Source organism: Limnohabitans radicicola, assembly GCF_014837235.1.
Taxonomy (GTDB): Bacteria; Pseudomonadota; Gammaproteobacteria; order Burkholderiales; family Burkholderiaceae_C; genus Limnohabitans_A; species Limnohabitans_A radicicola.
The window spans coordinates 1,355,345-1,374,427 of the sequence record NZ_JACYFT010000001.1; the positions used below are offsets into that span (position 1 = coordinate 1,355,345).

The following is a 19,083-nucleotide window of genomic DNA, read 5'->3' on the forward strand; positions in this document are numbered from 1 at the left end:
TGGCTCAGGCTTTTTTGGACTTCTTTTTGGGCGCGGCCTCGGCTTTGGCTTGGGTCTTCGCCTTGGGGTTGGCTTTGGGCTTGTCGGCGGCCTTCACTTTGTCGGCTTTATTGGCTTTGTCCGCTTTCTTGGCCTTGGGCTTGGCGTCGGCTTTCACGTCGGCCTTGGTTTTGGCCTTTTTCTTCTTTTTCTGGCTTGGGATCGGGGGTGTGTCTTCGCGGTCCTTGGGCGAGAGCAGTGTGCCTCGGCAGTTGGTGCTGCCGCACCAGCAGGGGTACTCTGCCAACAGTTCTTTGGTGTAGGGCTCGTCGATGATCAGGCCGTAGTCGTAGTTCAGCTCTTCGCCCGCTTTGATGTTGCGCAGCGCCTTGATGAAAATGCGCTCGTTCACTTCGTCGGCTTCGCAGTTCGCGTCGCAGCTGTGGTTGATCCAGCGCGAGGAGTTGCCGCCGTGCAGCGCATCGATCACCTTGTCTTCATTCACATGGAAGTAGAAGGTGTGGTTCGGGTCATTGGGGTCGTGCGGGTGGCGGTCCTGGGCTTCGTCCCAGCTGATGACCTCGCCCACGTACTCGATGATGGTCTCGCCCTCGGCGATGTCTTGCAGTGCAAACACGCCCTTGCCGTGCACACCGGAGCGGCGAACCTGGATGCGTCGGCTGGACGATGAACCGGAAGAAGAAACAGGGGTTTTGGCCACGGCGTTGAAAAATTTGTTATGGTGAATTCATGTGGGCGTGCGCGTGAGCGCGCCCGGGCGTGCATGTGTGCGAGCGCGCGTGCGCACGCGAGACAACGGATTGTATAGACATGAAAACATTGATCATTGCAGAGAAGCCTTCGGTGGCCCAGGACATTGTTCGGGCGCTGACCCCTGTGGCGGGCAAGTTCGAGAAACACGATGACCATTTCGAGAGCGACACCTATGTGGTCACCAGTGCCGTGGGTCATCTGGTCGAGATCCAGGCCCCTGAGCAGTACGACGTCAAGCGCGGCAAGTGGAGCTTCGCCAACTTGCCCGTGATCCCGCCGCACTTTGACCTCAAACCCGTGGACAAGACCAAGAGCCGCTTGAGTGCCGTGGTCAAGCAGGCCAAGCGCAAGGACGTGAGCGCCCTCATCAATGCTTGTGACGCGGGCCGTGAAGGGGAGTTGATCTTCCGTTTGATCGAGCAGTACGCGGGCGGCGCCAAGCCGCTGAACAAACCTGTCAAACGCCTGTGGCTGCAGTCCATGACACCACAAGCGATCCGTGACGGTTTTGAGAGCCTGCGCAGCGACACCCAGATGCAGGGCCTGGCCGACGCCGCCCGCAGCCGGTCTGAAGCCGACTGGCTGGTGGGCATCAACGGCACGCGCGCCATGACCGCCTTCAACTCGCGTGACGGGGGGTTCTTCTTGACCACTGTGGGCCGGGTGCAGACGCCCACGCTGGCCGTGGTGGTCGAGCGCGAAGAGCAAATCCGCAAGTTTGTCAGCCGCGACTATTGGGAAATCCACGCTGAGTTTGCTGCCGCTGCTGGCACCTACCCCGGCAAGTGGTTTGACCCGGCCTGGCGAAAAGAAGAAGACGCCGAAAAGAAAGCCGACCGCCAATGGACCGCTGCCGAGGCGCAAGCCATCGTTGACGCGGTGCGCGGCCAAAAGGCCACGGTGACCGAAGAGGCCACACCCACCACACAAGCCAGCCCTGGCCTGTTTGACCTGACCAGCCTGCAGCGCGAGGCCAACGGCAAGTTCGGCTTCTCGGCCAAGACCACGCTGGCGCTGGCCCAAAGCCTGTACGAACGCCACAAGGCCCTGACCTACCCGCGTACCGACTCGCGCCACCTGCCCGAAGACTACGTGCCCGTGGCCAAGCAAACCTTCGAGATGCTGGCAGACAGCGGCATGAAGCACCTGGCCCCGCACGCCCTCACGGCACTGAACAACAACTACGTGCGCAAGATCCCCCGCGTGTTCGACAACAAAAAGGTGTCGGACCACTTCGCCATCATCCCTACGCTGCAAGCGCCCAGCGGCTTGTCCGAGGCCGAGCAAAAGCTGTACGACCTGGTGGTGCGCCGCTTCATGGCGGTGTTCTTCCCCAGCGCCGAATACCAGGTGACCACCCGCATCAGCGTGGCTGCTGGCCACAGCTTCAAGACCGTGGGCAAGGTGCTGGTCAAACCCGGCTGGCTCGCCATCTATGGCAAGGAAGCGGCCAATGAGGTGGAAGACGCCAAAGACGGCGACAAGGGCCAGAACCTGGTGCCGGTGCAGCCGGGCGAGCAGGTGGGTGTCGAGTCGGTCGAAGCCAAGGGCCTCAAGACCCGGCCGCCCGCTCGCTACTCGGAAGCCACGCTGCTGGGCGCCATGGAAGGCGCGGGCAAGCTGGTGGACGACGACGAGCTGCGCGAAGCCATGCAGGAAAAAGGCCTGGGCACGCCAGCCACCCGCGCTGCCATCATCGAAGGCCTGCTGAACGAGAAATACATGCTGCGCGAAGGCCGCGAGCTGATCCCGACGGCCAAGGCCTTCCAGCTCATGACGCTGCTGCGCGGCCTGCAGGTGGAAGAACTCTCCAAGCCTGAGCTCACGGGCGAATGGGAATACAAGCTGGCGCAGATGGAGCAGGGCAAGTTGAGCCGTGGCCAGTTCATGGCCGAAATCGCGGCCATGACCGAGCACATCGTCAAGAAAGCCAAAGAGTACGACCGCGACACCGTGCCCGGTGACTACGCCACGCTCACCACGCCCTGCCCCAAGTGCGGCGGTGTGGTCAAGGAAAACTACCGTCGCTACACCTGCACGGGCGCTGACGGCGCGAGCGAAGGCTGCGGCTTCTCGTTCGGCAAGTCGCCCGGCGGGCGCACCTTTGAAACGCACGAAGCCGACCAGTTCCTGCGCGACAAGAAGATCGGCCCGCTCGAAGGCTTTCGCTCCAAGGCGGGCTGGCCCTTTGTGGCCGAGATGGCGCTCAAGTTCAACGAAGAAGAGCAGAACTGGAAACTCGAGTTCGACTTCGGGGACGACAAGAAAGACGAGGACAGCGGCGAAATCGTCGAATTCACCGACGAGTCGCTGGGCGTGTGCCCCAAGTGCGGCAGCCCGGTGCACGAGCATGGCAGCAACTACGTTTGCAGCAAGGCCGTACCCACCCATGCGCAACCCACACCCAGCTGCGATTTCAAGACCGGCAAGGTCATCCTGCAGCAACCCGTGGAGCGCGAACAGGTCAGCAAGCTGCTGGCCACAGGCAAAACCGACCTGCTCGACAAGTTCCTGAGCAACCGCACCCGCCGCACCTTCAAGGCCTTCCTGGCCTGGAACGCGGAAGAAGGCAAAGTGGGTTTCGAGTTCGAGCAGCGTGAAGGCGGCAAGAAGTACCCGCCGCGCAAAACGGCAGCCAAGAAGACGCCTTTCGGCAAGGCCGCGACGAAAACCGCCAAAGCCCCGGCAGCGAAAAAGGCCGCTAAAACAGCAGCGCCCAAGGCCCCGCGCAAAGCCGCCGTGGGCACGCTCAAGCCCAGCGCCGCCCTGATGGCGGTGATCGGCGACGGCACCTACGCCCGCACCGAAGTGGTCAAGAAAATCTGGGACTACATCAAGGCCAACAACTTGCAGGACGCCGCCAACAAGCGCGCCATCAATGCCGATGGCAAGCTCAAGGAAGTGTTTGGCAAGGATCAGATCACGATGTTCGAGCTGGCGGGCATCATCGGCAAGCACCTGAGCTGACATAGCGCGCGACCTGCTGCCTGGCGGGTCGTGCTTCAGTCCATCTCAAGAACCCCGGATGTTGACCTTCACGGGCAAAGCCTCCAGCAAGGGCTGCAGCCGGGCGTGTACCTGCGCCCAGCCTGGGCCGTGGCTGTCCACCCACACGGGCCCATCGCCCTCGGCCACCACGCGTGGGCGTTGGTCTTGGGGCAGCCCGGCTGCGCTGCACGCCTGATCGACCAGTGCTTGCACCACGGCCCCTGTGGCCAGGGTGCGCAGTTCGGGCTTGTAAATCTTGCCCACATTGGTCACGGGCATGGTGCTGAGGATGGTGATCGATTTGGGTTTGGCGGGGCCCTCGTCCACACGCTCGGCGGTGAAACCCAGCAATTCGGCCTCGCTCGCCTCGCAGCCGGCTTTGAGGGTGGCAAAGGCCACGGGCAACTCGCCCGCATAGGCGTCAGGCGCGCCCACCGCAGCGCACAGCGCCACCGCCGGATGCGCACCCAGCGCGTCTTCAATCACCTTGGGGTCGATGTTGTGTCCACCCCGGATGATCAGGTCCTTGGCACGCCCTGTCAGGTGCAAACGCCCCTGCTCGTCCACAAAGCCCACATCGCCGGTGATCAGCCAGCCATCGGGGGTGAAACTGCGAGCCGTCTCGGCGCTGTCCAGGTAGCCCGAAAACAGGTTGGGGCCTTGGTAGAGCACCATGCCCTTGCCGCCCGCAGGCAGCTCGGTGCCGGTGGCTTGCCCGTCGGCATTCAGGGCCGCGATGCGCACACGGGCGTGTGGCAAAGGCCAGCCCACGCAGCCTGCTGGTGCGTCCATGCCCGGTGGGGCCACCGTGCTCAAGCCTGCGGTCTCGGTCATGCCCAGGCTCTCGTTGATGTGCAGACCCAAAGTCTGCCTGAAGCGCTGCGACAGCTCGGGCGGCAACGGTGCTGCACCTGTGCGCACGCCGCGCAGTGTGGCAATGTCTGCCCCGGCCAAAGGCACCGCCGCCAGGGCCGCCAGCACCGTGGGCACACCCGACATGAGCGTGCAGCGGTGGTGCGCCACCAGACGCCAATAGTTCTGGATCACTTCGCGGTTGCGGAACATCGCCGCCGTCGGAATGATCACATGCATGCCCACTGCCAACGAGCACAAGGCCCCGGGCAACACGCCCGCCACATGGAACAAGGGGTAACCATTGAGGGTCACATCGGTGCATTGAAAGCCCTGCACGGTGGCGTTGGCCCAGGCGGTGAAGACCTGGGCGGCGTGGCTGTGCCGTGCCAGTTTGGGTGCGCCTGTGGTCCCGCCTGTGTGGAAGTAGGCGGCGATGTCGCTGGCAGAGAACACCCGCTCGCTGAGCAAGCGATCCGAAGGCTCTGCATTGACCAAGGCGTGGAAGTCCAGCACCCCGGCAGGCAGGTTCTCTGGCGATGCAACGGGACCGTTCCTTGGCGTGACGAGCAGCACCTTCTGCAGTGAGGGCAGCAGTGCCTGCAGCCGCAGGGCTTTGGCACGCATGTGTGCGTCATCGTCGTCGCCGTGTGCGATCAGTACTTTGGCACCACTGGCCCGCAGCAGCGACAGCAGCTTTTCTTCGCTCAGCAAAGGGTTCAGCGGCTGCACGATGCCCGCCGCCTCACCGCCCCACAGGGCCAGGTGGTAGGCGAGTCCCCCGGGCAGCAAGATGGCGACCACATCGCCTGACTGAACACCCAGATGGAACAAGGCGTTGGCGGTTTGGTGGATTTTTTGCAGCAGCTCGCGGTAGGTCCAGCTGGTGCTGGGGCCGCCAGGCTGCCCGGTTTCCAAAAAGGTCAGCGCTGGCCGTTCGGCGTGGGCTTGGGCGCTGGCCGCGATCAGCGCATAGGTGCTTTGCCAGGGGATGGCCTGGTCCAGGGGCGTTTGCTCGATCTGACGGATGTGCGCCAGTGACTGGACCGCGGTGGTGGTGCTCAGGTGCATGGGAGGTGACTGCAAAAAGCCATCGGCGATGGCGAGCCCCATGTTAGCGAGCAGGCGACCGTGCTTTTGCCGCCTCAGTGACAAGCACCACCACTCCAGTGGTGCCGGCGCTCAGTGCCCCACCACCCGGGCCATCTCCAGGCACTTGTTGGAGTAGCCCCACTCGTTGTCGTACCAGGCCACGACCTTGATGAAGGTGCTGTCCAGGGCAATGCCCGCATCGGCGTCGAACACGCTGGTGCACACCTCGCCACGGAAGTCGGTCGAGACCACTTTGTCGGTGGTGTAACCCAGCACGCCCTTGAGCGCGCCCTCGCTTTGCGCTTTCATTTCGGCACAGATCTCGGCGTAGGTGGCGGGGTTGTCCAGTTCGGCCGTGAGGTCCACCACCGACACGTCCGACGTGGGCACGCGGAACGCCATGCCAGTCAGCTTGCCCTTGATGGCGGGAATCACCACGCCCACCGCCTTGGCTGCGCCTGTGCTGCTGGGGATGATGTTTTCCAGAATGCCGCGCCCACCGCGCCAGTCCTTGTTGCTCGGGCCGTCTACGGTCTTTTGGGTGGCCGTGGCCGCGTGCACAGTGGTCATCAGGCCGCGCTTGATGCCCCACTTGTCGTTGAGCACCTTGGTGATCGGGGCCAGCGCGTTGGTGGTGCAGCTGGCGTTGCTGATGATCGCCTGGCCTGCGTAGGTGTTGTGGTTCACACCGTACACAAACATCGGTGTGTCGTCCTTGGATGGGGCCGAAATCACCACCTTCTTGGCGCCTGCCGCCAGGTGCTTGCCCGCGCTGTCTTTGTCCAGGAACAAGCCCGTGGCTTCGATCACCACATCGGCGCCGACCTCGTTCCACTTCAGGTTGGCCGGGTCGCGCTCTTGCGTCAGACGGATTTTTTTGCCGTTCACCACGAGGGTGTTGCCTTCCACGGCCACGGTGCCCTTGAAGCGGCCATGCACGCTGTCGTAGCTCAGCATGTAGGCCAGGTATTCGGGCTCCAGCAAATCGTTGATGCCGACGATCTCGACGTCATTGAAGTTCTGCACCGCAGCGCGGAACACCATGCGGCCGATGCGGCCAAATCCGTTGATACCGATTTTGGTGGTCATGGGGGTCTCACTTTCGTTGGATGTGTTCAAGCGGTTGGCAAGCCTGCGCAACCGAGGATGTAACCATGGTACCGAATTTGTGAAACTTTATTACATAGCCCTGGACTGAAATGGGTTTGTTCTGGTTTTGTAACCGGTCGCAAACCAGGGGTGGATGCGTTGACATCGGGTCGTCGCGTGTTGCATTGCACAGTGAACGCAAATCCACTACTGTCAAAACCTTTGCAACACATCGTTCCTTGCCAACATGAATGCCATCCGTTTCTTTTCAGGCTTGTGTGCCTTGACCTTTTCATCGCTGGTTATTGCTCAAGGCCGTTTACCCACCATCCCGCCCGAGCAGTACACGCCCGAACAAAAGCAGGCGGTGCAGGACTTTGAAACGGTGAGAAAAGCCGCACTGCGCGGCCCGTTCCAGCCCCTGCTGCACAGCCCGCAGGTCATGACGCTGATGCGCTCCACAGGCGACTACCTGCGCTACAAGTCGGCGATTGGCACCACCTTGAGCGAGCTGGTGATTCTGGTGGTGGCGCGAGAGTGGACGCAGGATTACGAGTGGATGGTGCACCAACCCATCGCGGTGGAGGTGGGCATCAAGGCCTCGATCACCGATGCCATTGCCCAAGGGCGCAGACCCCAGGGCATGAGCGATGACGAGGAAATCGTCTATGACTTCTCGACCGAGTTGCACAAGAACAAGCACGTCTCGGACCACACCTTTGCGCGTGCGGAAAAACGCTTTGGCAAGCAAGGCGTGGTGGACCTGACGGCCATCAACGCGTACTACACCTCGCTGGCCATGCAGATGAACGCGGCCGAGTACCAGGTGCCCAAAGACGCCAAGCGCTTGCAGCGTTTTCCGCGCTGACCACCTGTTCAGTGGATTGACGCCAGGAACTGCCGAAGCTCCGGCGTTTGTGGGTTCGAGAACAAGGCGTCAGGTGCGCCCTGTTCGTGCACCCGTCCCTGGTGCATGAAGATCACACGGTCGCTCACCTTGCGGGCAAAGTTCATCTCATGCGTGACCATCAAGAGCGTCATGCCTTCTTGCGCGAGCGACTCCACCACGGCCAGCACTTCACCCACCAGCTCGGGGTCGAGCGCCGAGGTGATTTCGTCGCACAGCAAGATGCCCGGCGACATGGCCAGCGCCCGTGCAATCGCCACGCGCTGCTGCTGCCCGCCCGAGAGCTGGTCGGGAAAGGCGTCGAACTTTTCGGCCAAGCCCACACGGGCCAGCAGGCGGCGCGCAGTGGCTTCGGTTTCGGTGGCAGCCAGTCGCTTGACCAGGCCGGGCGCGAGCTGGATGTTCTTGCCTACCGTGAGGTGCGGGAACAGGTTGAAGGACTGGAAGATCATGCCCACCTGCTGGCGCAGGGTCCGCATGGCCGCAGGGTCGTCGTACACCAGGGGCTGGCCCTGCACGGTCAGGCTGCCGTGCTGGAAGGTCTCCAGCCCGTTGATGCAGCGCAGCAGCGTGCTTTTGCCCGAGCCGCTTTTGCCGATGATGGCGATCACCTCGCCCGGCTGCACCTGCAGGTCGATGCCCTTGAGGACTTCGTTGCTGCCGTAGGACTTGCGCAGCCCCGTGATCGCGACAGCGGCGGTGGAAGAATCAGCGTTGGACATGGAATTTGCCTTCGAGAGAGCGTGCATACAGGCTGATCGGGTAGCAGATCAGGAAATACAAAACAGCCACACAGCTGTAGACCACAAAGGGTTTGAAGGTGGCGTTGGTGATCATGGTGCCGGCTTTGGTCAGCTCGACAAAGCCGATGACCGAGGCCAGTGCCGTGCCCTTGACCACCTGGACCAGAAAGCCCACGGTGGGCGCGACCGCAATGCGCGCCGCCTGCGGAAAAATCACGTAGCGCAGTTGCTCGCCAAAATTCAGTGCCAGGCTTTGAGCCGCTTCCCACTGGCCTTTGCCAATGGATTTGACGCAGCCGTGCCAGATTTCGGTGAGGAAGGCGCTGCTGTACAGCGTCAAAGCCACGGCAGCCGCCGTCCAGGCCGAGGTCTCCACGCCGAGCATGGCCATGCCGAAGTAGGCCAGGAACAGCTGCATCAGCAGTGGTGTGCCCTGAAAGAGCTGTACATACAGCGCGACGGCTTGTTGCAGGCTGCGGTTGGGCGTGGTGCGGACCACCAACAGGGCCAGGCCCACCAGCCCGCCGCCGACAAAAGCGATCAGCGACAGCACCAGCGTCCAGCGCGCGGCCAACAACAAGTTGCTGACGATGTCCCACAGGGAAAACTCAACCACGGCGGCCTCCGAACAAGAAGCGCTGGCCGAACCAGTTCAGCGTGGCGCGGGTGGCGATCGACAGCAGCAGGTAAATGGCTGTGGCGACGATGAAGGCTTCAAAGGCGCGGAAGTTGCGGCTCTGGATCAGGTTGGCGGCAAAGCTCAACTCTTCGGTCGAGATCTGGCCACACACCGCCGAGCCCAGCATCACGATGATGATCTGGCTGACCAGCGCAGGCCACACCCGTTGCAGCGCCGGTGGCAGCACCACGTGCACGAAGGTTTGCATGCGCGAGAGCGCCAGGCTCATGGCCGCTTCGATCTGCCCTGCAGGCGTGGTCTGGATGCCCGCCCGCACGATCTCGGCCGAATACGCTCCCAGGTTGATCACCATGGCGATCACCGAAGACCATTCAGGGCTCAGGCGCACCCCCAGGGCGGGCAGGCCAAAGAAGATGAAAAAGAGCTGGACGATGAAAGGCGTGTTGCGGATCAGCTCCACATAAGCGGCCACGCCCGGGCGCGACCACCGCGGCCCCTGCGTGCGCACCCAGGCGCAGCCAATGCCCAGCAGCACGCCCAGCACCGCAGACACGGCCGTGAGGCCGATCGTCCACGCCACGCCCTTGAGCAGCAAGGGCCACTCGGTCAGAACCGCAACAAAATCCAGCTCAATCGCCATGGCATCGGACCTTGTCGTGTTTATTCAGGCAACTGGCCGGCAGGGCGGCCCAGCCACTTCTGCGCCATCTTGTCGATGTCGCCGGACTTCTTGGCTTCGGCGATGATGGCGTTGACCTTGGTGCGCAGCGCGTCTTCACCCTTGCCCACACCGATGAAGTTGGGGCTGTCCTTGAGCAGCAGCTTGTATTCGGCGTTGAGCTGGGGGTTCTTCTGCATCATCACGCCCGCGACCGAGGCGCCCGTGGCCAGCAGCTGGGTTTGGCCCGATACATAGGCCGACACGGTGGCGTTGTTGTCCTCAAAGCGCTTGAGCTCGGCGCCTGCCGGGGCCACCTTGGTCAGCTCCTGGTCCTCGATGGCACCCCGCGTCACGGCGACAGTCTTGCCGGCCAGGTCGTTCATGGACTTGACGCTCAGCGTCTTGGCGCCGTAGATGGCCTGGAAGAAAGGCGAATAGGCCGAGGTGAAGTCGATGACTTTTTCGCGCTCGGGGTTCTTGCCCAGGGTGGAGATGACCAGATCGGCCTTCTTGGTCTGCAGGTAGGCGATGCGGTTGGCGCTGGTCACGGGCATCAGCTCGACCTTCACGCCCATCTTGGTGGCGATGTAGTTGGCCATGTCGATGTCCAGGCCCTGGGGCTTGAGGTCGATGCCGACAAAGCCGTAGGGCGGGAAGTCGGTTGGGATGGCGATCTTGATGAGTTTGGCTTTCTGGATGTTGTCCAGCGCGGTCTCGGCATGACCGCTGCCCGCAAGGGTCAGCAGGCTGACGGCCACGGCGGTGGACAGCACAAGGCGTTTCGAGAGTTTCATAGCAAGGCTCCTAGGTAAGTGGAAGGTGAAGATGAAGGGGATCTGGAAGTACTCTTGGTCTGCTTTTTGGCCACGGTGCTGGCGGGGCTCATGGGGGCCAGCGCCAAACGCAACTCGGCCAGTGGGTCCGCAGGCGCGGCGTTGATCTGCAAGGCCGACTGCACCTGGCCGATGTGCTCGGCCATGAGCCGCTCGGCCGTTTCCTTGTCGCCACGCTCCAATGCCTGCACGATCTCGATGTGTTCCTGGCAGGACTTCACCGCGTCATGGCTGGACTGGTAGAGCATGGCGATCAGGGTAGTGCGTGCGGTGAAGTCGCGCAGCGTGTCGGCCAGCAGCTGGTTGCCCAGGCATTCGGCCAGGCACACATGGAAGTCGCCGAGCAAAAAGCTGCGACGCCCCACATCGTCTTGCTTGAGCGCGGTTTTTTCTTGCTGGATGTGTTGCTTCAGGCGTTTGAGTGTGGTCTTGTCCATGGCCCCGGCGCTGCGGATCAGGCCCGTCTCGATCACCCGTCGGGCTTCAAAGGCCTCGCGGGCTTCGGTCTTGGAGGGCTGCACCACAAACCAGCCCCGGCGCGAGCTGACCTGCACGATGCCACGGGCAGCCAGCTGCATCAGCGCTTCGCGCACCAGGGTGCGGCTGCAGTCAAACAGCATCGACAAAGCCTGCTCGCCCAGGCGCGCGCCGGGCATCAGCTTTTGGGCCAGGATCGCTTCCACGATCCGGTCGGCAATGTCTTTGGAGTTCACGGGCGGGGGATTCCTTTGACTCACGCTCTAGCGAATACCGTGCCACTTGTTTCGGCATCTTGTATTCAAGATTGGTGCATCATAGGTGTGCGCCGAGGCCTCATGGCTCATGGATTTCCCTGCTTTGGTGCGGTCTGGCGCACCAAAAGCCGCCCTGGCCCGAATTGATGTCGGTCAAGAAGGGGCCAGACAGTCCCCACAGGTCGGGCGCTTGCTTCTAGAGTCTGGCCCATGAGCAAAGAACACAAGCCGGCGCCTGGCGAAGGAGCATGGTGGACCGATCCGCAGGTGCTGGCGCAGGCCCGCAACCCTGCGTGTGCACAGGGTCTGACGGCCGAGCAGGCGCAGGCGCAGCTGCAAGGCCATGGCCCCAACCGCCTGGGGCAGCGGTGGGAGCCGGGGCTGGTCTGGCAGTACCTGCTGCACTTCAGGAATCCGCTGGTGCTGATCCTGCTGGGGGCCAGTGGCGTGTCGGCGCTGTCGGGCGATGCCGTCAACTTCGCCATCATCGCCTGCATCGTGCTGATGAGCGTGACGCTGGACTTTGTGCAGGAGCACCGTGCCAACCGTGCGGCCGAGCAACTCAGGCAGTCGGTCATGGTGCGCGCCACCGTGCTACGCGGCGGTGCCGCCTGTGCATGCCCCGTCACCGCACTGGTGCCGGGCGATGTGGTGCTGCTCTCGGCGGGCGATCTGGTGCCTGCCGATGGCCTGGTGCTGGAGGCCCGCGATTTCTTTGTCAACCAGGCCTTGCTGACGGGGGAACCCTATCCGGTCGAGAAGCACCTGGGCACACCCGATGCGGCGCTCGATGTGCAGGACGCCACGCATGCGGTCTTCATGGGCACCTCGGTCATCAGTGGCAGCGCCCGCGTGCTGTTGATCAAGACCGGCGCCGACACCGAGATGGGCGGCATCGCCGACAGCGTGTCGCGGCCTGCCCGGGCCCATTCCTTTGAACTGGGCATGCGCCGCTTTGGCATGCTCATCATGCGGCTGACGGTGCTGCTGGTCATGTTTGTGGTGCTGGTCAACGGCTTGATGCACCGCCCCTTGCTGGAGTCCTTTTTGTTTGCTGTGGCGCTGGCTGTGGGCCTCACACCGGAGCTGCTGCCCATGGTGGTGTCGGTCACCTTGTCGCGTGGGGCCATGCGGATGGCGGCGCAGCAGATCATCGTCAAGCGCCAGACGGCGATCCAGGATCTGGGCTCGATGGATGTGCTGTGCACCGACAAGACGGGCACCCTGACCGAGGCGCGCATCCGCATGGAAAGGCATGTCGACCCCTGGGGCCACGACAGCGACCGGGCGCTGGAGCTGGCCTACCTCAACAGCCATTTTGAAAGTGGCCTCAAGAGCCCGCTGGACGACGCCATCCTCGCGTCCGGCCAGCGCGACGTCAGCGCCTGGACCAAGATCGACGAGGTACCGTTCGACTTTGAGCGCCGCCGTGTCTCGGTGCTGCTGCAGCGCGGCGATGAACGCTGGCTGGTGGTCAAGGGCGCGCCGGACGACATTCTGGCGCTGTGCACACACTGCGAAGGCGCAGACCCTCTGGCGCCTGGGCCGTTTGACGCGGCGGCACTCGCGCGTGCGCGCAGCACCTACCATGCGCTCGAAGACGAGGGCTTCCGCATTCTGGCCATCGCCTGGCGTCGTGTCGGGCCTCAGCATGACCACGCGCGTGTGGACGACGAGAGCGAACTGGTCCTCGCCGGCTTTGCCGCATTTCTGGACCCGCCCAAAGCCAGTGCGGCCCTGGCCTTGCAGGCCCTGCAGGCCGATGGCGTGGCGATCAAGGTGGTCACTGGCGACAGTGACCGCGTCACGCGCCATGTTTGCCACGAACTGAAGCTGCCGATCATCGGGGTGCTCACGGGGCAGGACATCGCCGCCATGAGCGACGAGGCCTTGCGTGCCAGCGTGGAGGCGGTCAACTTGTTTTGCCGGGTCAATCCGCCGCAAAAGAACCGTGTGATCCAGGCCTTGCGTTCGCGAGGCCATGTGGTGGGCTATCTGGGCGACGGTGTCAACGATGCGCCCTCGCTGCACTCGGCCGATGTGGGCCTGTCGGTGGACTCGGCGGTGGACGTGGCCAAGGCGGCGGCCGACATGATCCTGCTGCGCCAGGACTTGCAAATCCTGCACGAGGCGGTGCTGGAAGGACGCCGCACCTTCGGCAACATCATGAAGTACATCATGATGGGCACGAGTTCGAACTTCGGCAACATGTTCAGCATGGCTGGGGCGGTGCTGTTCCTGCCTTTCCTGCCCATGCTGCCTACGCAGATCCTGCTCAACAACATCCTCTACGACATCTCGGAAATCACCATCCCCCTGGACGCGGTGGACAGCGAAGAAACCCGCTTGCCGCGTGTCATGGACATGGACTTGATCCGGCGCTTCATGTTCACCATGGGCCCGGTGAGCTCGCTCTTTGACTTTTTGACTTTCTACGTGATGCTGCAGGTGTTCCACGCCGACGAGAAGCTGTTCCAGACCGGCTGGTTTGTCGAGTCGCTGTGCACACAGGTGCTGGTGATTTTTGTGATCCGCACGCACGGCCATCCCTTGCGCAGCCGCCCTCACCCGCTGTTGACGCTGACGTCCTTGACCGTGGTGGCCGTGGCCATGGCGCTACCCTACACCGCCCTGGGTGCAGCCTTTGGCTTCACGCCCCCGCCTGCTGCGTTTAACGGGGTGCTGGCCGTGATGGTGGCGGTGTACCTGACGCTGGTGGAGTTCATCAAGCGCCGCTTGTTCCGCTGACGCCGCTAGGACAGTGGCGGCTTGCGGCAGGCATTACATTGCATGCATCGACAGCCAAGCGGAGCGGGCATGGAATTTGACTATGTGATCGTGGGCGGTGGTTCAGCCGGTTGCGTGCTGGCTAGCCGCCTCAGCGAAGACCCGGCGGTGCAGGTGGCCTTGCTCGAAGCCGGGCCGCCCGACACCAGTGCACTCATCCATTGCCCGGCGGGCATTGCCTTGCTGGTGCAAACCCAAAGCGTGGTCCAGGGTTTGAACACCGTGCCGCAGCCCGGCCTGAATGGGCGCAGCGGCTACCAGCCGCGTGGCCGCACCCTGGGGGGCTCCAGCTCGACCAATGCGATGGTCTACATCCGCGGCCAGCATGCCGACTACGACACCTGGGCCGACATGGGCTGCCCCGGCTGGGGCTGGGCCGATGTGCTGCCCTACTTTCGCAAGGCCGAACACAACGAACGCCTGAACGATGCCTGGCACGGCCAGCAGGGCCCGCTGAATGTGGCCGATGTGCAAAGCCCCAGCGTGTTTTCAAAGCGCTTTGTCGAGGCGGGCATCCAGGCCGGGTTGCCGCACAACCCGGACTTCAATGGCGCCACCCAGGAGGGTGTGGGCCTGTACCAGGTCACCCAGAGGGCGGGCGAGCGCTTCAGCGCGGCCAAGGCTTACCTCACGCCCCATCGGGAGCGGCCCAATCTGCACGTCATGACCGGCGTCACCGTGGACCGTGTGGGTTTGGTCCAAGGGGTGGCGCGGGAGGTGCACACCGTGCAGGGCGGCGCCAGGCAGACACTGACCGCGCGCCGCGAAATCATCCTCAGTGCAGGCGCTTTCCAGTCACCCGCGATCCTGATGCGCTCGGGCATTGGCCCGGCGGCGCACCTGCAAGGCCTGGGCATCGAGGTCCTGCATGACTTGCCCGGTGTGGGCGACAACCTGCACGACCACCCGGACGTGGTGCTGGTGGCCGATGCGCCGGGCCAGTCCGAGTTGTTTGGCTTGTCTCTCAAGGGCGCGTGGAAAACACTCCAAGCCATCTTTGAATGGCGTCGCCAGCGCACGGGGCAACTGACCACCAATTTCGCCGAAGCCGGGGCGTTCTACAAAAGCTCGCCGCAGGCGCAGCACCCCGACATCCAGCTGCACTTTGTGGTGGCCAAGCTGGTCGACCATGGGCGCAAGATCACGCCCGGGCATGGGTACTCGCTGCACGTGTGCCTGCTGCAACCGCGCAGCCGGGGCCGCGTGCAGCTGACCGACCGCAACCCGCACAGTGCCCCGCTGATCGACCCGCAGTTTCTGGCAGACCCCTTAGACCTGCAGCGCATGGTGGCCGGTGTCCGGCAGGCCCAGCGCATCCTGGCGCAAGCGCCGCTGGCGGCCCATGGCCGCGAGTGGGCTGCGTCGGCCCATGCCAGGACCGATGCCGAGATCGAGCAATGGATCCGCCAGAACGCCGACACCATCTACCACCCGGTGGGCACCTGCCGCATGGGCCAGGACGCGCTGGCCGTGGTCGACCCCGAGCTGCGTGTGCGCGGCGTGCCGGGCCTGCGCGTGGTGGATGCCTCGGTCATGCCGCGTGTGGTGAGCGGCAACACCAATGCGCCAACGATCATGCTGGCCGAGAGGGCTGCAGACTTGATCCGCCAGACGGCCCGCGCATGAAAAAAGCGCCCGCTCAGCCCCCCCGCATCACTTCTTTTTGGCCACCACCCGGATCATTTCCAGGCACTGCTTGGCGTAACCCCATTCGTTGTCGTACCAGGCGACGATCTTCATGAAGTTCTTGTCCAGCGCGATGCCGGCGGTGGCGTCGAACACGCTGGCGCAGGGCTCGCCACGGAAGTCGGTGGAGACCACTTTCTCGTCGGTGTAGCCCAGGATGCCCTTGAGCGCGCCTTCGCTTTGCGCCTTCATCTCGGCACAGACTTCTTCGTAGCTGGCTTCCTTTTCCAGCTCGATGGTCAGGTCCACCACCGACACGTCAGACGTCGGCACACGGAACGCCATGCCCGTGATCTTCTTGTTGAGCTCGGGGATCACCTTGCCCACGGCCTTGGCAGCGCCCGTGCTGCTGGGGATGATGTTTTCCAGGATGCCGCGGCCGCCGCGCCAGTCCTTGCGCGAGGAGCTGTCCACGGTGGCCTGGCTGGCGGTGGCGGCGTGCACGGTGGTCATCAGGCCGCGCTTGATGCCCCACTTGTCGTTGAGCACCTTGGCCACCGGGGCCAGGCAGTTGGTGGTGCAGGACGCATTGGACACGATGGCCTCGCCCGCGTACTTCTTGTGGTTCACGCCGTACACGAACATGGGCACGGTGTCCTTGGACGGGGCGGAGATCACGACCTTCTTGGCGCCAGCCTGCAGGTGCATCTGGCTGGTGGGTTCGGTCAGGTAGTGGCCCGTGCACTCGAGCACGATGTCCACGCCCATTTCGCCCCAGCGCAGGTTGTGCGCGTCGCGCTCGTGCGAGAGCTTGATCTTCTTGCCGTTGACGATCAGGGCGTCGTCGGTGAAGTCCACCGTGCCGTCAAAGCGGCCGTGCACGCTGTCGTACTTGAGCATGTAGGCCAGGTAGTCGGAGGGCTTGGGGTCGTTGATGCCCACGATCTGGATGTCGTTGTAGCCGTGCTTGAGCGCAGCGCGCAGGGCCAGGCGGCCGATGCGGCCGAATCCGTTGATGCCAACCTTGATGGTCATGGTGAGTGCCTTGGGAGAAAGTTACTAAACCGTTACGTAACCGGTTTTTAAATCAGGACCCTTGCATGAGCCTGATCCCGGAACCTGCTTTCCGTGTGCGGAAAGCAGGCCCGGAACCGGTCGGTGGCCTGGTCAGGCCTTGAGCAGTGCGGCGTGGACCGTGTCCGCGACGTTCTCGGCCGTGAAGCCGAAGTGTTTGAACAGCACAGGGGCCGGGGCCGACTCGCCGTAGGTGTCGATGCCAACCACGGCGGCGCAGCCGTACTTCCACCAGCCGTCGGTGGAGCCCATCTCGACCGCCACGCGGGGCAGGCCTGCGGGCAGCACGCTTTGCTTGTACTCGACGCTCTGGCGGTCAAAGACGTTGGTGCTGGGCATGGAGACCACACGCACGCCGATCTTGCGCTCGGCCAGCAGCTTTTGTGCGGCCAGGGCCAGTTGAACCTCGGAGCCGGTGGCGATGATCACGCCATGGGTCTTGGTCATGCCGACTTCGCTGGGTTCGGCCAGCACATAGCCGCCACGGCTGATGTCGCCCAAGTCCGCCTTGGGGGCGTAGGCCAGGTTCTGGCGCGACAGGCACAGCGCGCTGGGGCGGTGGGCGTTTTGCAGGGCCACGGCCCAGGCCACGGTGGTTTCGGCTGTGTCGGCAGGGCGCCACACGTCCAGACCGGGGATCAGGCGCAGGCTGGCCACGTGCTCGATGGACTGGTGGGTCGGACCGTCTTCGCCCAGACCGATGGAGTCGTGTGTGAACACATGCACCACGCGCTGCTTCATGAGCGCGGCCATGCGGATGGCGTTGCGTGAGTAGTCTGAGAAGGTCAGGAAGGTGCCGCCGTAGGGGATGTAGCCGCCGTGCAGGGCCACGCCGTTCATGATGGCGGCCATGCCGAACTCGCGCACACCGTAGTTGATGTGGCGGCCCACTTGGCCTTCGGTCTTGACCACGTCACCCGCCAGGTCCACGCGGAAAGCGGGGGTGGATTTGGTGTTGGTCAGGTTGGAGCCGGTCAGGTCGGCCGAGCCGCCCAGCATTTCAGGCAGGGCGGCGGTGAAGGCTTCCAGCGCCAGCTGGCTGGCCTTGCGGCTGGCCACGGTCTCTGCCTTGGTGTGGGCAGCAACCACGGCGTCGAACGCCACCTGGTTGAAGTTCTTGGGCAGTTCGCCCTTCATGCGGCGCACGAATTCTTTGGCTTGCGCGGGGAATGCGGCTTTGTAAGCGGCAAAGGTTTTGTTCCACTCGGCTTCGCGGGCCTTGCCAGCGGCCTTGGCGTCCCAGTCGGCATAGACCTCTTTGGGGATCTTGAAAGGCTCGTGGCTCCAGCCCAGGGCTTCGCGGGTGAGCTTGATTTCTTCAGCACCCAGCGGTTCGCCGTGGGCCTTGGAGGTCCCGGCGCGGTTGGGTGAGCCCTTGCCAATCGCCGTCTTGCAGACGATCAGGGTGGGCTTGTCGGCGCTGTGCTTGGCCGAGGCAATGGCTTTGGAGATGGCGGCCGCGTCGTGGCCATCCACCGCGTCGATCACGTTCCAGCCGCAGGCGGCAAAGCGTTGGGGGGTGTTGTCGATGAACCAGGGCGCCACCTTGCCGTCGATGGAGATGCCGTTGTCGTCGTACAGGGCGATCAGTTTGTTGAGCTTCCAGGCACCGGCCAGGGCCACGGCTTCGTGGCTGATGCCTTCCATCAGGCAGCCGTCACCCAGGAACACGTAGGTGTGGTGGTTGACGATGGCGTGGCCAGGCTGGTTGAACTCGGCGGCCAGCATCTTTTCGGCCAGGGCCATGCCCACGGCGTTGGTGATGCCCTGACCCAGCGGGCCGGTGGTGGTTTCCACGCCGGGGGTGATGCCCACTTCGGGGTGACCGGCGGTCTTGCTGTGCAGCTGGCGGAAATTCTTCAGGTCACCGATCGACAGGTCATAGCCCGTCAGGTGCAGCACCGAATAGATCAGCATGGAGGCGTGGCCGTTGGACAGCACAAAGCGGTCGCGGTTGGCCCAGCCGGGGTTCTTGGGGTTGTGCTGCAGGTGATCGCCCCACAGCGCCACGGCCATGTCGGCCATGCCCATGGGGGCGCCGGGGTGACCGGAGTTGGCTTGTTGAACGGCGTCCATTGCGAGGGCGCGGATGGCGTTCGCCATTTGCTGTGTATTGGCCATGTGGGGCAACTCCGGTAATAAATTCGGGAAAACCCCTTATTTTAACGGCCGAGCACCCCCAGCCCCGCCCGCTGGCGCAGGCTGGGCGGTTACAACGGTACGTAACCCGCTGGACTGCCTGTGGGAGCGGCGCCCCCGCTGCGATACGCCGCCGGGGGTGCCGTGTCACCCGCCGTTCATGGC

14 protein-coding genes are annotated in these 19,083 nt (G+C 63.7%); 4 read left to right on the plus strand and 10 right to left on the minus strand.

What is annotated here, in order from left to right; genetic code table 11:
• Positions 1 to 4: 4 nt before the first annotated feature.
• Positions 5 to 700: an SET domain-containing protein gene (locus IC609_RS06705; protein ID WP_191818638.1), complete on the minus strand. Its 696-nt coding sequence runs from the start codon at positions 698 to 700 to the stop codon at positions 5 to 7.
• 110 nt (positions 701 to 810) lie between these two features.
• Here IC609_RS06705 and IC609_RS06710 point away from each other — a divergent pair, with 110 nt between their 5' ends.
• Positions 811 to 3,720 (plus strand): DNA topoisomerase III, encoded by a 2,910-nt coding sequence (locus tag IC609_RS06710; protein WP_191818639.1) that lies wholly within the window; start codon positions 811 to 813, stop codon positions 3,718 to 3,720.
• A 45-nt stretch (positions 3,721 to 3,765) separates the two neighbouring features.
• On the opposite strand, the gene IC609_RS06715 is transcribed toward IC609_RS06710, so the two are convergent.
• Both IC609_RS06715 and gap (IC609_RS06720) read right to left on the minus strand, forming a co-directional pair.
• Positions 3,766 to 5,664, minus strand: coding sequence for an acyl-CoA synthetase (locus tag IC609_RS06715; RefSeq protein WP_191818935.1), 1,899 nt, complete (start codon positions 5,662 to 5,664; stop codon positions 3,766 to 3,768).
• 111 nt (positions 5,665 to 5,775) lie between these two features.
• Positions 5,776 to 6,774, minus strand: coding sequence for a type I glyceraldehyde-3-phosphate dehydrogenase (gap, locus tag IC609_RS06720; RefSeq protein ID WP_191818640.1), 999 nt, complete (start codon positions 6,772 to 6,774; stop codon positions 5,776 to 5,778).
• A gap of 247 nt (positions 6,775 to 7,021) precedes the next feature.
• Here gap (IC609_RS06720) and IC609_RS06725 point away from each other — a divergent pair, with 247 nt between their 5' ends.
• Positions 7,022 to 7,642 (plus strand): carboxymuconolactone decarboxylase family protein, encoded by a 621-nt coding sequence (locus tag IC609_RS06725; protein WP_191818641.1) that lies wholly within the window; start codon positions 7,022 to 7,024, stop codon positions 7,640 to 7,642.
• 8 nt (positions 7,643 to 7,650) lie between these two features.
• Here the strand turns inward: IC609_RS06725 and IC609_RS06730 are convergent, their stop codons facing one another.
• Genes IC609_RS06730 through IC609_RS06750 form a run of 5 tightly spaced genes read right to left on the minus strand, consistent with a single transcriptional unit; the run spans position 7,651 to position 11,214 of the window.
• Positions 7,651 to 8,403 carry an amino acid ABC transporter ATP-binding protein gene (locus IC609_RS06730; RefSeq protein WP_191818642.1) on the minus strand — a complete coding sequence of 251 codons (753 nt, stop codon included), beginning with the start codon at positions 8,401 to 8,403 and terminating at the stop codon, positions 7,651 to 7,653.
• Positions 8,390 to 9,040, minus strand: a complete 651-nt coding sequence (locus IC609_RS06735; protein WP_191818643.1) for an amino acid ABC transporter permease — start codon at positions 9,038 to 9,040, stop codon at positions 8,390 to 8,392. Before IC609_RS06735 ends, IC609_RS06730 begins: the two co-directional genes overlap by 14 nt.
• Entirely contained in the window at positions 9,033 to 9,704 is a 672-nt protein-coding gene (locus IC609_RS06740; protein ID WP_191818644.1) for an amino acid ABC transporter permease, read from the minus strand. Before IC609_RS06740 ends, IC609_RS06735 begins: the two co-directional genes overlap by 8 nt.
• A 20-nt stretch (positions 9,705 to 9,724) precedes the next feature.
• On the minus strand, positions 9,725 to 10,519 hold the full coding sequence (locus IC609_RS06745) for a transporter substrate-binding domain-containing protein (RefSeq protein ID WP_191818645.1): 795 nt from the start codon (positions 10,517 to 10,519) through the stop codon (positions 9,725 to 9,727).
• On the minus strand, positions 10,516 to 11,214 hold the full coding sequence (locus IC609_RS06750; protein WP_232844238.1) for a GntR family transcriptional regulator: 699 nt from the start codon (positions 11,212 to 11,214) through the stop codon (positions 10,516 to 10,518). The genes IC609_RS06745 and IC609_RS06750 overlap by 4 nt, the downstream gene beginning before the upstream one ends.
• Before the next feature lie 288 nt (positions 11,215 to 11,502).
• Here IC609_RS06750 and mgtA point away from each other — a divergent pair, with 288 nt between their 5' ends.
• Together mgtA and IC609_RS06760 are read left to right on the plus strand one after the other, a co-directional pair.
• Positions 11,503 to 14,040 (plus strand): magnesium-translocating P-type ATPase, encoded by a 2,538-nt coding sequence (mgtA, locus tag IC609_RS06755; protein ID WP_191818647.1) that lies wholly within the window; start codon positions 11,503 to 11,505, stop codon positions 14,038 to 14,040.
• 69 nt (positions 14,041 to 14,109) lie between these two features.
• On the plus strand, positions 14,110 to 15,705 hold the full coding sequence (locus IC609_RS06760) for a GMC family oxidoreductase (RefSeq protein WP_191818648.1): 1,596 nt from the start codon (positions 14,110 to 14,112) through the stop codon (positions 15,703 to 15,705).
• A gap of 27 nt (positions 15,706 to 15,732) precedes the next feature.
• On the opposite strand, the gene gap (IC609_RS06765) is transcribed toward IC609_RS06760, so the two are convergent.
• Both gap (IC609_RS06765) and tkt read right to left on the minus strand, forming a co-directional pair.
• The gene (gene gap, locus IC609_RS06765) at positions 15,733 to 16,740 is read right to left on the minus strand and encodes a type I glyceraldehyde-3-phosphate dehydrogenase (protein ID WP_191818649.1); all 1,008 of its coding nucleotides are present in this window, start codon (positions 16,738 to 16,740) and stop codon (positions 15,733 to 15,735) included.
• A gap of 132 nt (positions 16,741 to 16,872) precedes the next feature.
• On the minus strand, positions 16,873 to 18,900 hold the full coding sequence (gene tkt, locus IC609_RS06770) for a transketolase (RefSeq protein WP_191818650.1): 2,028 nt from the start codon (positions 18,898 to 18,900) through the stop codon (positions 16,873 to 16,875).
• Positions 18,901 to 19,083 lie beyond the last annotated feature (183 nt).

Excerpts from the sequence above, each read along its gene's own strand:
- IC609_RS06710 (WP_191818639.1), top strand. The coding sequence starts at position 811 with ATGAAAACATTGATCATTGCAGAGAAGCCTTCGGTGGCCCAGGACATT.
- IC609_RS06715 (WP_191818935.1), bottom strand. The coding sequence starts at position 5,664 with ATGCACCTGAGCACCACCACCGCGGTCCAGTCACTGGCGCACATCCGT.
- gap (WP_191818640.1), bottom strand. The coding sequence starts at position 6,774 with ATGACCACCAAAATCGGTATCAACGGATTTGGCCGCATCGGCCGCATG.
- IC609_RS06725 (WP_191818641.1), top strand. The coding sequence starts at position 7,022 with ATGAATGCCATCCGTTTCTTTTCAGGCTTGTGTGCCTTGACCTTTTCA.
- IC609_RS06730 (WP_191818642.1), bottom strand. The coding sequence starts at position 8,403 with ATGTCCAACGCTGATTCTTCCACCGCCGCTGTCGCGATCACGGGGCTG.
- IC609_RS06740 (WP_191818644.1), bottom strand. The coding sequence starts at position 9,704 with ATGGCGATTGAGCTGGATTTTGTTGCGGTTCTGACCGAGTGGCCCTTG.
- IC609_RS06745 (WP_191818645.1), bottom strand. The coding sequence starts at position 10,519 with ATGAAACTCTCGAAACGCCTTGTGCTGTCCACCGCCGTGGCCGTCAGC.
- IC609_RS06750 (WP_232844238.1), bottom strand. The coding sequence starts at position 11,214 with ATGCCCGGCGCGCGCCTGGGCGAGCAGGCTTTGTCGATGCTGTTTGAC.
- mgtA (WP_191818647.1), top strand. The coding sequence starts at position 11,503 with ATGAGCAAAGAACACAAGCCGGCGCCTGGCGAAGGAGCATGGTGGACC.
- IC609_RS06760 (WP_191818648.1), top strand. The coding sequence starts at position 14,110 with ATGGAATTTGACTATGTGATCGTGGGCGGTGGTTCAGCCGGTTGCGTG.
- gap (WP_191818649.1), bottom strand. The coding sequence starts at position 16,740 with ATGACCATCAAGGTTGGCATCAACGGATTCGGCCGCATCGGCCGCCTG.
- tkt (WP_191818650.1), bottom strand. The coding sequence starts at position 18,900 with ATGGCCAATACACAGCAAATGGCGAACGCCATCCGCGCCCTCGCAATG.